The organism is Hymenobacter sp. UYP22, assembly GCF_040547285.1.
Lineage (GTDB): Bacteria > Bacteroidota > Bacteroidia > Cytophagales > Hymenobacteraceae > Hymenobacter.
Window position 1 is genome coordinate 234,207 of the sequence record NZ_JBEPPK010000005.1, and the last position, 14,769, is coordinate 248,975.

Annotated in this window: 12 protein-coding genes; 2 read left to right on the plus strand and 10 right to left on the minus strand. The window is 53.8% G+C overall.

Annotated elements, in window-relative coordinates:
- Positions 1-448: 448 nt before the first annotated feature.
- The 9 genes from ABIB60_RS11270 to asnB form a co-directional block, all read right to left on the minus strand.
- The gene (locus ABIB60_RS11270) at positions 449-1,534 is read right to left on the minus strand and encodes a hypothetical protein (protein WP_354579946.1); all 1,086 of its coding nucleotides are present in this window, start codon (positions 1,532-1,534) and stop codon (positions 449-451) included.
- A gap of 1,262 nt (positions 1,535-2,796) precedes the next feature.
- Positions 2,797-3,738 (minus strand): glycosyltransferase family 2 protein, encoded by a 942-nt coding sequence (locus ABIB60_RS11275; RefSeq protein ID WP_354579947.1) that lies wholly within the window; start codon positions 3,736-3,738, stop codon positions 2,797-2,799.
- 22 nt (positions 3,739-3,760) lie between these two features.
- Positions 3,761-4,867, minus strand: coding sequence for a DegT/DnrJ/EryC1/StrS family aminotransferase (locus ABIB60_RS11280; RefSeq protein WP_354579949.1), 1,107 nt, complete (start codon positions 4,865-4,867; stop codon positions 3,761-3,763).
- Positions 4,868-5,162: 295 nt separating this feature from the next.
- Positions 5,163-6,110 (minus strand): hypothetical protein, encoded by a 948-nt coding sequence (locus ABIB60_RS11285; RefSeq protein ID WP_354579951.1) that lies wholly within the window; start codon positions 6,108-6,110, stop codon positions 5,163-5,165.
- Complete coding sequence (locus ABIB60_RS11290) at positions 6,095-6,502, minus strand: sugar 3,4-ketoisomerase (protein WP_354579953.1); 408 nt, start codon at positions 6,500-6,502, stop codon at positions 6,095-6,097. The genes ABIB60_RS11285 and ABIB60_RS11290 overlap by 16 nt, the downstream gene beginning before the upstream one ends.
- Before the next feature lie 26 nt (positions 6,503-6,528).
- Positions 6,529-7,515, minus strand: a complete 987-nt coding sequence (locus ABIB60_RS11295; RefSeq protein ID WP_354579954.1) for a UDP-glucuronic acid decarboxylase family protein — start codon at positions 7,513-7,515, stop codon at positions 6,529-6,531.
- A 102-nt stretch (positions 7,516-7,617) separates the two neighbouring features.
- Positions 7,618-8,955, minus strand: a complete 1,338-nt coding sequence (locus ABIB60_RS11300; protein WP_354579956.1) for a UDP-glucose dehydrogenase family protein — start codon at positions 8,953-8,955, stop codon at positions 7,618-7,620.
- Between the two features lie 43 nt (positions 8,956-8,998).
- Entirely contained in the window at positions 8,999-9,730 is a 732-nt protein-coding gene (locus tag ABIB60_RS11305) for a glycosyltransferase family 2 protein (protein ID WP_354579958.1), read from the minus strand.
- Between the two features lie 52 nt (positions 9,731-9,782).
- Positions 9,783-11,690, minus strand: coding sequence for an asparagine synthase (glutamine-hydrolyzing) (asnB, locus tag ABIB60_RS11310; RefSeq protein ID WP_354579960.1), 1,908 nt, complete (start codon positions 11,688-11,690; stop codon positions 9,783-9,785).
- A gap of 127 nt (positions 11,691-11,817) precedes the next feature.
- Here asnB and ABIB60_RS11315 point away from each other — a divergent pair, with 127 nt between their 5' ends.
- On the plus strand, positions 11,818-12,348 hold the full coding sequence (locus tag ABIB60_RS11315; RefSeq protein WP_354579962.1) for an acyl-CoA-binding protein: 531 nt from the start codon (positions 11,818-11,820) through the stop codon (positions 12,346-12,348).
- A 186-nt stretch (positions 12,349-12,534) separates the two neighbouring features.
- Here ABIB60_RS11315 and ABIB60_RS11320 read toward each other — a convergent pair whose 3' ends face one another.
- Positions 12,535-13,944, minus strand: coding sequence for an FAD-binding oxidoreductase (locus tag ABIB60_RS11320; RefSeq protein ID WP_354579964.1), 1,410 nt, complete (start codon positions 13,942-13,944; stop codon positions 12,535-12,537).
- A gap of 121 nt (positions 13,945-14,065) precedes the next feature.
- Between ABIB60_RS11320 and ABIB60_RS11325 the strand changes: the two genes are divergently transcribed.
- A complete protein-coding gene (locus ABIB60_RS11325; RefSeq protein ID WP_354579965.1) occupies positions 14,066-14,665 on the plus strand; it encodes a C40 family peptidase in 600 nt (199 codons plus the stop codon).
- Positions 14,666-14,769 lie beyond the last annotated feature (104 nt).

Here is a 14,769-nt window from a genome sequence, read left to right on the forward strand (position 1 = left end):
CCAGATACTACGCTTTCCTGAATGCCTATCGAACCGGTACGTTTGTTTAAATCCACTACACAAACCAATCATCACCCTATTATATACTTGACATTAAGCATATTATACTCATTTCATGTATTTACCTCTGCTCACCAAGCCACCACAGCAGTAGTGAGAGTAGCCCAACAACAGAATAGGTGGGTTATCTGGGCACGACGCTCGTTATCAAGTCTCCTCCTACAATCACCTCGTCACTCGAACTTACTAGCTGTTCTCCCCTAAACCCATTTTTGTATAACATGACAAAAAACAGAAAAATTATATTTTATACCTACTCCCGTACTGCTGCCAGCCTTACCAGATATTGATTGTTATAATGCAGTTCCTCATACAATGGCCCGGCTTGGTAGTACCAGGCCGGGCTACTGTGGGGAGTTATTTACTGAGTTGTAGAACCAGGTAGGTACTACCGGGCCGTGGTGGCCACCACGGGTGCGTACACCGTCAGTGTGTCTTGGTTGTTGCGCCAGTTGTACTGGTTAGGATTATACGGATTCAGAAGCTTTTTCACCTCGCGGTAATCCTGCGGAAAACGCATGCCGTGGCTTTCCATGCAGGTCAATAACTCGAGGCCGGGTTTCTCATTCACCAGCAGAAAGGCCTTGGTCAAATCCAGCCGGGTTTTGGCCAGCGCGTCGCAGTTGCGCAAATCCAGCTGCCCGAACAGCCAAGGGTTGCCTGGCGATATTCCGTCGAGCATGTACACCAGGCCCGGCATATCGTACATAGCCACCACCGGCATTCCCGGCTCAAAGCCAGCCCGCTTCATGGTTTGCCGCAAGTCGCCTATAAAAGCAGCCGTTTTAGCATCGAGCTGCAGTACAGTCGACGTATGGTTGCGGCCTAGCGTTACGGGTACATTTTGCTGAAGCATATTAGCGGCCTGCAGGTAGGGAGCGTACAGTAAGCCATAGGCGTACTGCTGGGCGATGACCAACGTAGGCACCAAAAAAACGATAACCCGCACCGCCGTGCTGTGCGCTATGGCGGGCATGCTCACGTACAGAATGCACAACAGGGCCAGCCAATAGTTTATATCCAGCATAACATTAATGAACAGGTTGTTGTAAGTACCTATTGCACCCACAAAAGGTAGCATCACAAGCCATCCGGCAATGATTATTTTGTTCCAGTCCACCTTTTTTCGCGGCTGCTCCAGGTACACGGCGCTGAACATAGCCAACACTACCAGCATAATAGCCAGAAACCAAACAATAGAGCGGTTATGGTTGAGGTGAGTATTCCGGTACAGATCGGTGCGCAGGGCCTCGTATACAAGAAAGGCCAGAGTAAGCAAGCCCGCGCCCACCTGTAGCGCCGGGGCCAGCCGCAGCTTGTTGCGCAGATAGGCACGAGTTAGGAAGAAGCTCAGCAGCACAAACACGGAGAACGGATATACTAAGGTACGCAGCACCGGATACGCATCTTGTAGATAGCGTACCAGCAGGCCCCCATTGTAACTAGTCTTGAGCAGCAGTTGGGTTTCATGCACGAAATTGGCCTGCCATGCTATAGGCGACTGAATTCCTAGGAAAAAAATGCCAATACCTAGGAGGTAGCCCAGTACTACCAGACCCACAGGTTTGTACCACTCCCGTACGTTAGATAAGCCTGCCAGAAAGCTAATCACCAGCAACCCAGTGCCCAGCGCAATTATGCTGGAACTTCCCTTTACGAATAAATCAAGCCCGACAAATGCCCCGCCCAGAAGTAACAGCGCATGCCGCCACTTAGACCCTATAGTACCTGGATAGGAGCAGTAAAATAGTACGCTACTGGCAAATGCAGCAATACAGAATGAGTTGATGTTGTTATAGAAAATTGTACGGGGAAAAATGGAATACTGCAAGAAGTTACCGCTCACGAACAGGCAGGCCACCACCCAGTAAGGCAAGGCGACACTTCGGTATTTCTCCTGGATCCACTTCCAAACACCACTGGCCAGTAGCAAGCCTCCCGCCACAGTAGTGAATAGGCTTGCCAGCCGATAACCGATAATAGAGGTGGAGCTTGGGCTCAGAATCTTACTAACAAGCAAATTGAAGCTGGAGAAACTTGAACTGTACTCTTCCGGGTAGGCATAACTCAGCAGATAGAATCCTTCGTCCGTCAGATCATAGCCTTTATTAATGGCCCACAGGAAAAGCGCGATCAGCAAGGCAGCAATTATCCCTAACATACCTGAATAGATAGTTAGTCGCGGCGCAGAATCATGATGCATACAGGAGAACTTTTGAAGATAATAATGAAAAAATGGGCCGCACGCATAGCACCCGTCTGAGTAGGTACTAGTGGATAGCGTTTTTCCGGCACCTACTCAGTTCGTAAACTTGGCTATAATCACGCAACGCGTAATAATGCGTCGCGCAAAGGCAAAGCTAGCCATGTCGAGTGTGCGGAAGGTGGTTGATACCCTCGTTCACTTCCCGTCTGGCTTCGCTACCAAGGACGTTAGTGATTTTGTCCGGAATCAGAAGTTCAGTGCGCTTGTGGATTGTTCGGGATTGCACTCATGCGTTGTCTAATCCCATAACGAGGTTATATTGAAGTGTATTCAATAACTCCGGCATCCACAGTGGCAAGGCTCCATGCAGGTAGCCGGCAATTGAGCAAGTGATACTACGCACAACCACGGCCGTGTAGCTTCCAGCGTAATTAAGTGAAAGTTCAGAATTGCACCTCCTTATAGTTTTGCAACGCGAAGAGCCGAAGGCTGAACAGATGGCAGACAGCAGTAGTAGACTTACCGCCCAGCTACTGGCGCGGGGAGGAGTACAGATTTTTTACCACATACAGCGGACGGCTGCGGGCCGCGTCCAACCCGCGCCATACATACTCACCGATGATACCTAGAGCAGTCATCTGGAAGGCCGACACAAAGAGTAGCACCAGCATCAAGGTGGTCCAGCCTTCTACTTCAATACCGCCAAATACTTTTACGCTTAGAATGTAGAGCCCATAAAACAGCGCCACAACACCCATGCCCACGCCCAGCACCGATATAGCGCGAATTGGGAAAAAGGAAAAGGCCAGAATCGAGTCGATAAATAACTTGATCTTTTTCTGAATTGTCCAGCGTGACTTTCCGATTTCCCGTTTGCGACGCACGTAGGGAATATTCACGTAGGGGTAGCCCAGCCATACCATCAGGTAAAACAGGTTGCTGTTACGCTCCTTCATTTCCAGAACATGCTCGCCCACCTGCCGATCAAAGAATACAAAGTCGAAGCCTCCATCCGGAATATTGGGCAGGGCAATCTTCTTCATCAACGCGTGGAAGGTCTTGGCAAACACCTGCTGCAACCCTGTTTCTTCCCGATCCTGTCGGTTGCCGATGACGAGCTTAAGGCCTTTCTTCCAGTAATCGTACATCTGCACCATCAGTTCGGGCGGATCTTGCATATCGGCCGTAATGATGGCCATGCAGTCGCCTGTTGCCTGCTCTATGCCAGCTACAATGGCGTTGTAGGAGCCTACATTCCCGGCCAGTTCTACTACCCGCACCTTTTCAGGATACAATTCCCGGAAAGCCAGTAACGCTTGCAACGTACCATCTCCCGAGCCATCATCAACGAGCACATACTCGAAGGTCACTTCGGAGGGAAACAGCGCCTCATTGGCAATCAACTCCCGGCTGGTGACTGGAATATTGGCTTCGTTGTAATAGCAGGGTATGATGATTGACAATTTGGGCATTACAGGAAAATCAGAGCAGGAACTAAGACTGGAAAAATGTGCGGATGGCGCTGGCTACAGTTTCCACTTCGGCAGCCGTCATACCCGGCCACATGGGCAGGCTCAGGCAGGTTGTAGCCAGTTCTTCGGCAATAGGAAAGTCACCGGCTTGGAAGTTCATGAAACGATACGCGTCCTGTAGGTGAGGCGGAATGGGGTAGTGAATCAGCGTACCGATGCCTTGTGCTGTAAGATGCTGCTGCAATGCATCGCGGCGGCTGGTGCGTACCACGTACAAGTGGTAAACGTGGGTAGCGCCGGGTGCTACAACCGGCAAGTGCAGATCAGCAATACCCGACAGCTGCTCGCTGTAGAGGGCAGCTACCTTTTGGCGCTGGCCCGTCCACTCCATCAGCAGCGGCAGCTTGGCACTGAGCACAGCAGCCTGCAGCTCGTCTAGGCGGGAGTTGTGGCCGATTACTTCGTTGTAGTATTTCTGCTGGGAGCCATAATTGCGCAGAGTGCGCACTTTTTTTGCCAGCTCGGCATCGTTGGTAGTTACGGCCCCGGCGTCGCCTAGGGCGCCCAGGTTTTTACCAGGGTAGAAACTGGTGGCATTCACGTTGCCGAAGCTGCCAGTAATGCCACCTTCGTAAGTAGCACCCTGCGACTGTGCATTGTCTTCTATTACGTAGAGGCTGTGTCGCCGGGCAATATCCATGATGGCTCCCATCTCACAGGCTTGGCCGTAGAGGTGCACAGGCATTATAGCCCGGGTACGAGGCGTAATGGCCGCTTCCAGTCGTGCGGGGTCCAGGTTGTAGGTGGCAGGATTGGGCTCCACCGGTATAGGCGTAGCACCCACAAAGGAAATAGCCAGCCAAGTAGCAATGTATGTGTTAGAGGGCACGATTACCTCGTCCCCCTCCGTAACATCCAGCGCCTTAAGAGCAAGATGTAGGGCATCTAAGCCGTTAGCAACTCCCACACACTCCGTGGTAGTTGAAAAGCGAGCATACTCGGCTTCAAACTGTTTTACTGCTTCGCCCAGCACGTACCATTGCGAATCAAATACCTGAGTCATAGCGTCCAGTACCTGAGTACGGACTGCCTGATTTTGCGGGGTGAAGGAGAGAAAAGGAACTTTCATATGGCGAAGATAAAGGATGCCGGGCAAGCCTAGAGGATGGTGCGGTGTTTTAGAAAGTTATTCTTGCAAGTAAAGGCCATTAGGTAACTCGAGTAGCGTGCCCGATTGCAACCAGCATCTGGGTAACCAACTGGATGGATAAGAGCAGTGCTGCTGGCACCATTCTCAATGCATCAGCCTGTAGCAGATAACGCGCATTCCCATGAAGCGAAGAAAATGGCTATATAACTGCAAATGCAACTACTAAGTACCACTGTTACTCGTGACCGAATAGGATGAATTTTCCTTCCGAATCTTATGCTGACCACGCTAATACGTGACTGGAGCCCCCAAGCTTGAAGCCTAGCTTCTCGCAGGTGCGAAAAACGGCCCGATTGGTAGCCTGAGTAGTCATGAGCACGTAGGAGGCACCGTTTTGGCGGGCCCGGTGTACCGTTTCCGACACTAGCTTCAGGTGCCAGCCGCGGTTGGCGGGTCCTACGGCCGTAAGCACCACCCGGGAAAAGCCTGTGTGTAGGCTGTTCGCATGCTGGTGCAAGTCACTGATGGCCAAGAAAGAATCGACGGGCAGAGAGACTTCGTTGGGCACCAGTACATCGTCGCAGTAACCTTCCACAGAGGCGGAGGCATATTTGGCCAAGAATTGGTCACCCAACTCATCGCCAAACCATTTATCAGCATGAAACCGGTCGTAGTCGTTGCGGGCCTGGGCCGAAATCCGACCAATAGCCGCAGCTTCATCCTTACCAGCCGACCGCACCGGATACCGAGGGTAGTTAAAGCTGGCTACCGCGTCATGAAAGAAGGTGAGGCGAGTTTCAACCAAACGCCAGCCAGCGTTGCCCAGTGCCTGAGCTACCCGAGTATCTTCGACGGGGAGTTCGGCGAAGCAGTAGGCTGCTCCCTGCTGCTTCAGCTGCTGCCGGAAAGCGGTTCCGGCAGCAGCTAACGTAGCAGCGGAGGTAGCAGAAGTAAATAAAATGGTGAAGAGCTTGTATACCGGGGCCCGAAAGAAGTCGGTATCCCAGGTCAGGAGAGTGTACAAGAACTGAACGGTATCCTCACCTTCGGCAAACTCGAACACTTGATGGGTTGGGTCAGCAGCATACTGCCCGGCAACGCCCGTACCGAACAGACGCTGTTGCACATCCACCTCGAGTTGACGCAGAAAGTTGTAGGGCGAGTAGAAGAACAGCTTTTCAGCCCGTGCCGCGACTAAGGCCTCATTTACTTGGTTCCCCATACCTGACGAAAATCTTCGTACTTCCGAATGTAGTCTTCCTCGTTATAGCGCGTGGAGGCAAATACCAACTGCACGGCCGTGTGAGAATACTGCATCGTATGCCAAGCGTTAGGTGGCACGTACACGCCCACATGAGGCGACTCTAAGACAAAAGTCTGGACTTCACCATCAGGCATCTCCGTCGTTACAATAATGCGGCCAGCCACTGCCACAAGAACCTGTTCAGTTACGTAATGAGCGTGACGGCCGCGCACGATACTTTCGGGCGTGAAGTACGTCCAGAACGTGCGCTCAACAGTGAACGGAAGCAAGCCGTTGTTCTCGCCCACCGATATGTAGCCAATATCGGAAGCACCCAGCTTCGGAAATTCAATCAGGTGTGGCTTTTGCATACGCGTTGGCAACGGGGAGAAATGGATTAGAAGCTACGGGGCGTGTTGTCAACCTGGCCGCCGGAAGTAGTCTGCACGTGCTCCTTAAAGTACTCCAGCGTACGACGCAGGCCCTCGGCACGGTCTACTTTCGGCTCCCAGCCCAGAATTTCCTTGGCTTTGGTAATGTCCGGCTTGCGCTTCATCGGGTCATTCTGGGGCAGCTCCTGATAGGTGGGCTTGAACTCCACATTCATGAGCTTGGCAATTTCTTCGCCGAACTCCTTAATGGTGATTTCGTCGGGGTTGCCCACGTTTACCGGTAAGGCGTAGTCGCTCAGCAGCAGGCGGTAAATGCCTTCCACCAAATCATCCACGTAGCAGAACGAGCGGGTCTGGGAACCGTCGCCGAATACGGTCAGGTTCTCACCGCGCAGGGCCTGGCTCAGGAACGCCGGCAACACGCGGCCGTCGTTGAGGCGCATGCGGGGGCCATAGGTATTGAAGATGCGCACAATGCGCGTTTCCAGACCGTGGTGGTTATGGTAGGCCATCGTAATGGCTTCCTGGAAGCGCTTGGCCTCATCGTAGCAGCCACGGGGCCCTACGGGATTCACGTTGCCGAAGTACTCCTCCACCTGAGGGTGAATCTCCGGGTCGCCGTATACCTCCGAGGTGCTGGCAATCAGCATGCGGGCACCCTTTACCCGGGCCAGGCCCAGCAGGTTGTGCGTACCCAGCGAGCCAACTTTCAGGGTCTGAATCGGAATCTTGAGGTAGTCGATGGGCGAGGCCGGCGAGGCAAAGTGCAGGATATAGTCCAGCTTGCCGGGCACGAACACAAACTTTGACACGTCGGCGTGATGAAACTCAAAGCTCTCATTGCCGAACAGGTGCTCAATGTTTTTCAGGTCGCCGGTAATCAGGTTATCCATGGCAATGACATGGTGACCTTCTTTCAGAAACCGGTCGCAGAGGTGGGAGCCGAGAAACCCAGCACCGCCCGTAATCAGAACTCGTTTTTTATCAGCCATAATACTGTAAGCTTTTAGCTAGTGGACACCAGCTTTTTTTGTGACAGAAGCGAGGGGAAGAACGTACAGTTGACGGCCCGTAGCCGTCAACTGTACTACCAACTAAGCTGGCTCTTGGTGAGCCGTTTTAACACCGATGCAGTGGTAAGCGTAACCAGCAGCCTGCAACTCCGTTGCGTCATAGATATTACGGCCATCAAAGATGACTTTCTGCTTGAGCAAGCGACTCATCACCTCGAAGTTCGGCACCCGGAATTCAGGCCACTCCGTTACTATCAGCAAGGCATCGGCATCAATCAGGGCCTCCATCTGGTCTTTAGCGTACGTGATACGCTCACCTAAGGAATGCTTGGCCTCCTCCATAGCTACTGGGTCATAAGCACTTACGGTGCACCCTTCAGCCAGGAGTTTCTCAATAATAACCAAGGACGGTGCCTCGCGCATATCGTCGGTTTTGGGCTTGAAGGACAAACCCCACACGGCAATTTTCTTACCGCTCAACTCTCCGCCAAAATGCTTCTGTACTTTGTTGTACAGCACTTCCTTCTGGGCTTCGTTTACGCTTTCCACCGCTTTGAGCACCTGCATCCGGTAGCCGTTTTCCTCGGCGGTTTTGATGAGGGCTTTTACGTCCTTGGGGAAGCAGGAGCCGCCGTAGCCGATACCGGGGTAGATAAACTTGGTGCCGATACGGGCATCCGAGCCAATACCTTTGCGCACCATGTTCACGTCAGCCCCCATGATTTCGCAGAGGTTAGCAATATCGTTCATGAACGATATTTTGGTGGCAAGCATAGAGTTAGCCGCGTATTTCGTCATTTCCGCCGATGGAATATCCATGAAGATAATGGGGTGACCATTGAGCAGAAAAGGCTTATAGAGGCGGCTCATCACCTCCTCGGCGCGCTCTGAGGACACACCCACCACAATGCGGTCAGGCTTCAGGAAGTCGTCGATGGCGGCACCTTCCTTGAGGAACTCGGGGTTGGAGGCTACATCGAATTCTATGGTTTCGTTGCGGCGGGCCAGCGCACCGGCAATTTCCTTGCGTACCTTGGCTGCCGTGCCCACGGGCACCGTGCTTTTGGTTACAATGACACCGTAGCTGGTCATGTTCTCACCAATCTCGCGGGCCACACCCAGCACGTATTTCAGGTCAGCGGAGCCATCTTCGCCGGGAGGAGTACCCACGGCAATAAAGGCTACGTCGCAGCCTTTGATGGCTTCGGCCAACTTGGTAGAAAAGTGCAGACGACCAGCGGCCACGTTGCGCGTTACCATCTCCTCAAGGCCCGGCTCATAAATCGGCAGAATACCCTTATGTAGGTTGTCGATTTTGCGCTGGTCGATGTCAATGCAGGTAACGTCAATACCCACTTCGGCAAAACAAGTGCCAGTTACCAGGCCTACGTAGCCCGTACCTACTACAGCAATTTTCATATGTTGGTCAATTGGTAATTGTCGAATTTGTCAGGCGCAGGCTCTAGTTGAGCAGGCCGTATTTGATGATGCAGTAGATGGCGCGGAATCCATCGCGCCAACCTATCTTTTTACCCTCGGCGTAGGTGCGGCCATAGTAGCTGATACCTACTTCGTAGATGCGCACGTTCGGAAAACGAGCTGCTTTGAGTGTTACTTCCGGCTCGAAACCAAAACGCTTTTCTTCTAGTTGCAAGCCCTGTACAATATCCCGCCGAAACAGCTTATAGCAGGTTTCCATGTCGGTGAGGTTGAGGTTGGCGAAGGCGTTACACAGCATGGTAAGCCACTGGTTACCAATGCTGTGCCAGAAGAATAGAATCCGATGGGGCTTGCCGCCCAGGAAGCGGGAGCCGTATACAACGTCGGCCACGCCCCGTACGATGGGGCGGAGCAACACGTTGTACTCCTCGGGGTCATATTCCAGGTCGGCATCCTGAATAATTACGTAGTCGCCGGTAGCCTCGCGGATGCCGGTATGCAGGGCGGCACCCTTTCCCTGGTTGACTGCGTGCTTACGATATTGAATGTTCAGTTCCGGATTGGACGCCATGTAGCGTTGAATGGCTTCCTCTGTATTATCCCGGGAACAGTCATTTACAATGATGACTTCTTTAGTGAAGCCTCCAATCAACTCCACTGCCTTCACCTGGTCCAAAATCAGGTGGATGGTTGCGCCTTCGTTATAAGCCGGAATGATGATAGAAAGCTTACGTGGGGTAACCGGTGCTGACATGAAGAAAAGCTAATAAAGAGAGAGGACTGCGGGAGTAACACGTAAGGTTCTACTAGCTTATCATCCACTTCTTCCACCACCACTGAAACACGATAAGCGCCCAGATACGTGCGTGCACGTCGCCGGGGCTGCTGCTGAACAGCTGCTTTTTGAGCCCCCGAATGGCATCAACATCGAAAACGCCCTGGGATTCAATAAAACCGTCGGAGAGCAAGTCGTCCTCAATTAGAGGGCGTAGCTCACCGCGGAACCACTTGAGCAGAGGCACCTCAAAGCCATGCTTAGGGCGTTTGTAGAGCTCCTCCGGCAGCATGGGCCGAAACGCATCCTGCACAATTTTCTTTTTCATCTTCGCGTCAATCTTGCTACTGACCGGCAAAGAGAATGCGAAGCGTACCACGTTGGGGTCCAGAAAGGGCGGGCGCACTTCCAGAGAATTGGCCATGCTCATTAAGTCTACCTTAGTGAGCATGTCGTAGGGTAATACCAGCTTGGTATCGGTCAAGAGCACTTCGTTTAGGTCGCCATCGGCGTGCAGGTCTTCCAGCAGTTCCCGGCGGCGCTTATCGGCCAGCTTCTTGCCCACCTTACGCTGGGAAGCCGTACTCAGCAGTCCGCGTGCATCCTTTTCGGAAGCAAACGAGGCCCAGTCCCAGTACCGGTCTTTGGGGCCGCTGAGCATGCCCCGGGAGAAGCGCTGAAACTGGCGAATTTTATTACCGAAGAAAGAGTTACGCGACTTGGGCAGCACGTCCCAGAGCAGGTTCAGGCCGGTTACTGCCTCGGCCTTGAAGCCGCCCTGCCGCACCTGAAACTCGCCCATATGCTTATTGTAACCGGCAAACAGCTCATCGGCGCCGTCGCCGCTCAGGGCCACGGTAGCTTTTTCGCGGGTACGCTTGCTCAGGATGTACACGGCCAAGGCCGAGGAATCAGCGAAGGGCTCATCAATGTAGTTGAGCACATCGAAGATGTGGTCGTACAAATCCTGGTTGGTCAGGGAGAAGACCGTGTGATTGGTCTTGTATCGGTCGGCAACAAGCTTGGCGTACTTGGTTTCGTCGAAGAAAGGCTCATCGGCAAAGCCAATGCTAAACGTGTTCAGGTGCTGGGTGTGGCGGGAAGCCAGGGCCACCACCACGGAGGAGTCGATACCACCGCTGAGGAAGGCGCCCACGGGCACATCGGCCACGAGGCGACGGGCCGTGGCCTCGTCCAGAATTTCTACCAGTTTCTTCTGCTGCTGCTCGTAGCTGGTTTTGTTTTTCTCAACCTTTTTGGGGTCGTAGGGCACTTTATACCAGCGCTTGCGCACTACCTTCTTGCCCTTCACATACATGTAATGCCCAGGCAACAATTTCTTCACTCCTTTGAAGATGGTAGCCGGGCCCGGAATGTAGTTGAGCTGTAAATAATGGCTCAGCGAGACGTAATCAAGCTTGCGCGGGATACCCAGCGCCAGCAACGACTTCATTTCCGAGGAAAATAGCAGCCTGTCCTCGTCGCGGTACACCAGCAAGGGCTTCTCCCCCATCCGGTCGCGGGCCAAAAAGATGGAATCTTCTTCCTTGTCGTAAATGGCAAAGTCGAAGAAGCCGTTGAGCTTTTTCAGGAAATTGCGGCCCTCTGCAATGTACATGTGCAGCACTACCTCGGTATCCGTCTGGGAATGGAAGCGGTGCCCCCGGGCTACCAGTTTCTGGCGTAACTCTTTAAAATTAAAGATTTCGCCGTTGAAAACAATGGTGTATCGGCCCGACTCATCGGTCATGGGCTGGTTGCCATCGGCCGTCAGGTCAAGAATGGCTAACCTCCGAAAGCCCAGCCCGCAACGCTCAAAGAAGAAATGTCCCTGCGAGTCGGGGCCACGGCTGGAAATAGCATCAGTTGAAGCGTGCAGCGAGGCCAGCGCATTGCGGCCCGCATCGGTAAAGGCGAATACTCCGGAGATTCCACACATAAGGCGGGCAAAAGTACGAACTATCAGGACGTGAATCCCGAAAAAACTACGGAACCTGCCCGCAACCAAAGCCGTGCCACCTTAGTACAACCCTTACATTCCCCTCACTTACCCCCTACTCCATCCCATGAACCTGCAAGATAAACTGAGCCTCCAGCAAGATTTCGAAGCCGCCGTATCCCGCGTGGACAATCTGCCCGGCGACCAAGCTGCCGCCCATATGACCGACTTATATGGCCTGTATAAGCAAGCTACTGAAGGCGACCATGACACCAAACAAGAGGAAGTAGGCGACGACACCCCTGACAATCCGAACGGACCCAAAGGCCTGTCGCAGGCGCAATGGGATGCCTGGAGCAAATTTAAGGGTACCGACCAGGACGAAGCCCGCCGCCTCTACGTAGAGAAAGTAAACGAGCTAGCCGGGCCAGTGGGCGAAAAGGCTAACGTACTTACTGGCAACGGCCACCCCGCCACCGCCTCCCAGGTAGGTGGTGCCGACGCAGCTTCCGGCCCGGACGTACAGGCAGATGATAATACCACTCTTTCCCAGCAGCCTACTAGTGGCCCCGGCGTATCGCAGGGCGGCCTGCGCGGCGACATTACCGCTGGTGCACCCTACGGCGGTGAAGACAAGCTGAAAGGCGACCAGAGCTAAGTCACGGATTTTGCGGATTAGTTGGATAGCGCAGATTCCGTTCTGTATAGTATCCCTTCTGGTTCAGCCCTAGCATGTATATATAGCATAAGAGAAGCCGCCCCGTATGGAGCGGCTTCTTTTTGTTTGGTGCACAAGTTGCCGGAATACAATCTGTGCTATCCAATTAATCAACGAAATCTGTGATTAAAAGATCTTGCCGGGGTTCAGGATGCCATGAGGATCGAAGACGTGCTTGATGCCGCGCATCAGGTTTAGGTTGGCCTCCTTGAGGGCAATACCGATGTAGCCTTTCTGCACCAACCCAATGCCGTGCTCCCCACTGATGGTACCGCCCAGCTTCACGCACAGCTCAAAAATTTCGGTGATGGGTTGGCGCAAGCCCACGTTCCACATTTCATCATCGAGGTTACCCCGGATGATGTTGACGTGCAGGTTGCCGTCGCCGGCGTGGCCGTAGCACACGGAAGTGAAGCCGTAGCGCCGGCCGATTTCCTTTACGCCGGCCAGGAGTGTGGGCAGCTCAGCGCGGGGCACCACCGTATCCTCCTCCTTATACACCGAGTTGTAGCGCACAGAATTGCCAATATTGCGACGGATGCGCCAGAGGTCATCCTTCTGGCCGGCCGTATCAGCCAACAGAATTTCGTCGATGTCGTAGCCTTCCAGCACGCCGTACACGGTCTCGGCTTCTTTGTACAGCTGATCCAGATCTTGGCCATCCAGCTCAATGAGCAGGTGGGCGCGAATATCTTCGGGCAGGGTAAGCGGGATTTTTAAGTAGTCAGAAGACCAGACAATGGCTTCGCGCTCCATAAATTCCATACCCGAGGGAATAATACCCGCCCGGAAAACTGCCGATACGGCTTCGGCTGCCTGGGCTTCCTGCCGAAAGGGCACCAGCATGAGAATGTTGTGCTTGGGATAGGGCAACAGTCGAAACACCACCTTGGTGATAATGCCCAGCGTGCCCTCCGAGCCAATCATGAGCTGGGTGAGGTTGTAGCCGGTGGAGTTTTTGAGCGTGTTGGCGGCCGTCCAAATTAGCTCGCCGGTGGGTAGCACTACCTGTAAGTTGAGCACGTAATCTTTGGTAGTGCCATACTTTACGGCCTTGGGGCCACCACTACTGTGGGCCAGGTTGCCGCCCAAGGAGCAGCTGCCCTTGCTGGCCGGGTCGGGCGGATAAAACAGGCCCACCTCTTTCACGGCATTCTGAAATACCTCGTTCACCACACCCGGCTCCACGGTGGCCTGCAGGTTCCGCTCGTCAATTTCCAGGATGCGGTTCAGCCGCTCTGTGCTCAGCAGCACGCCATGATGAACCGGCAGAGCCCCACCCGAAAGCCCGGTACCCGCGCCCCGGGGCGTTACCGGAATACGATGCTCATGGCACAAGCGCACAATTTGGCTAACCTCCTCGGCGTTACCGGGGCGCAGCACCACGTCCGGGGCAAAGTGCAGGTCCTCGGTATGGTCGCGGCCGTAGTTGGCGTACACATCGGCTTCGGCCCGCTCGGCCGTAAGGATGTACGCCGGGCCCACAATGGCTTCTAGTTGGGTTACTAATGCCGGAGTCAGGAGCTGAAAGTCCATAAGAAAGATGAGGAGTGAAATACCAGCTTCGCGTATCTTTGCCCCGATGCGCGAACACGCTACGAAGGTACGGCATTCAGTTCAGTGGCCCCGGCCCCTGCTGACAGCCTTATTGCTAAGCATGCTGGGCTGGTTGGCAGCCTGCGGCTCTACCAGCAAAGTAAATTACCGCAACGGCCGCTACTACTCGGCCCGGGACATGGCCCGCATGAAGGCTACGGCCCGCCGCCGCCCCGCTACCCGCCCTGGTACGGTAAAAGCCAAAACGAAAGTGCCGGCTACAGCGGGCCGGACCAAAACGGTGGTGCGGCGGCCCCTGCCGGCCAACGTGCCTGCGCAGATGGCGGCCGTAATTGAGACGGCCCGCTCCTACCAGGGCACCCCCTACCGCTACGGCGGCACTACCCGCCAGGGCATGGACTGCTCCGGCTTGCTGCACGAGTCATTTGCGGCCATCAGCGTGAGTATTCCGCGCTCCAGTAACGAGCAGGCAGCGTGGGGAGAACCAGTGCGCCCGCAGGATCTACGGCCTGGTGATTTGGTATTTTTCGGAGCTTCACCTGGCAGCTCAACCATAACCCATGTGGGCATGGTAACGGAAGCCTCACCCGAAAGCGTACAGTTCATTCACTCTTCCAGCTCATTAGGTGTGGTGGAGAATGCCCTGGAAACAGATTACTATCTGAGCAGATTCATTAAGGCGGTACGGCCTAGATTGTGAATTTTCCCTATTACCTTTGCGGCACGAAAGCAAGGCATTTGTAACACTGGGTAAGGCAGGTATGCAAGCAACCTAGTATTTTTGCGGCGCTTTTCCACCCTCCA

Bases quoted from the DNA above. Each gene is read 5' to 3' on its own strand.
- ABIB60_RS11275 (WP_354579947.1), bottom strand. From the start codon at position 3,738: ATGCCCAAATTGTCAATCATCATACCCTGCTATTACAACGAAGCCAAT.
- ABIB60_RS11280 (WP_354579949.1), bottom strand. From the start codon at position 4,867: ATGAAAGTTCCTTTTCTCTCCTTCACCCCGCAAAATCAGGCAGTCCGT.
- ABIB60_RS11285 (WP_354579951.1), bottom strand. From the start codon at position 6,110: ATGGGGAACCAAGTAAATGAGGCCTTAGTCGCGGCACGGGCTGAAAAG.
- ABIB60_RS11290 (WP_354579953.1), bottom strand. From the start codon at position 6,502: ATGCAAAAGCCACACCTGATTGAATTTCCGAAGCTGGGTGCTTCCGAT.
- ABIB60_RS11295 (WP_354579954.1), bottom strand. From the start codon at position 7,515: ATGGCTGATAAAAAACGAGTTCTGATTACGGGCGGTGCTGGGTTTCTC.
- ABIB60_RS11300 (WP_354579956.1), bottom strand. From the start codon at position 8,955: ATGAAAATTGCTGTAGTAGGTACGGGCTACGTAGGCCTGGTAACTGGC.
- ABIB60_RS11305 (WP_354579958.1), bottom strand. From the start codon at position 9,730: ATGTCAGCACCGGTTACCCCACGTAAGCTTTCTATCATCATTCCGGCT.
- asnB (WP_354579960.1), bottom strand. From the start codon at position 11,690: ATGTGTGGAATCTCCGGAGTATTCGCCTTTACCGATGCGGGCCGCAAT.
- ABIB60_RS11315 (WP_354579962.1), top strand. From the start codon at position 11,818: ATGAACCTGCAAGATAAACTGAGCCTCCAGCAAGATTTCGAAGCCGCC.
- ABIB60_RS11320 (WP_354579964.1), bottom strand. From the start codon at position 13,944: ATGGACTTTCAGCTCCTGACTCCGGCATTAGTAACCCAACTAGAAGCC.
- ABIB60_RS11325 (WP_354579965.1), top strand. From the start codon at position 14,066: ATGCTGGGCTGGTTGGCAGCCTGCGGCTCTACCAGCAAAGTAAATTAC.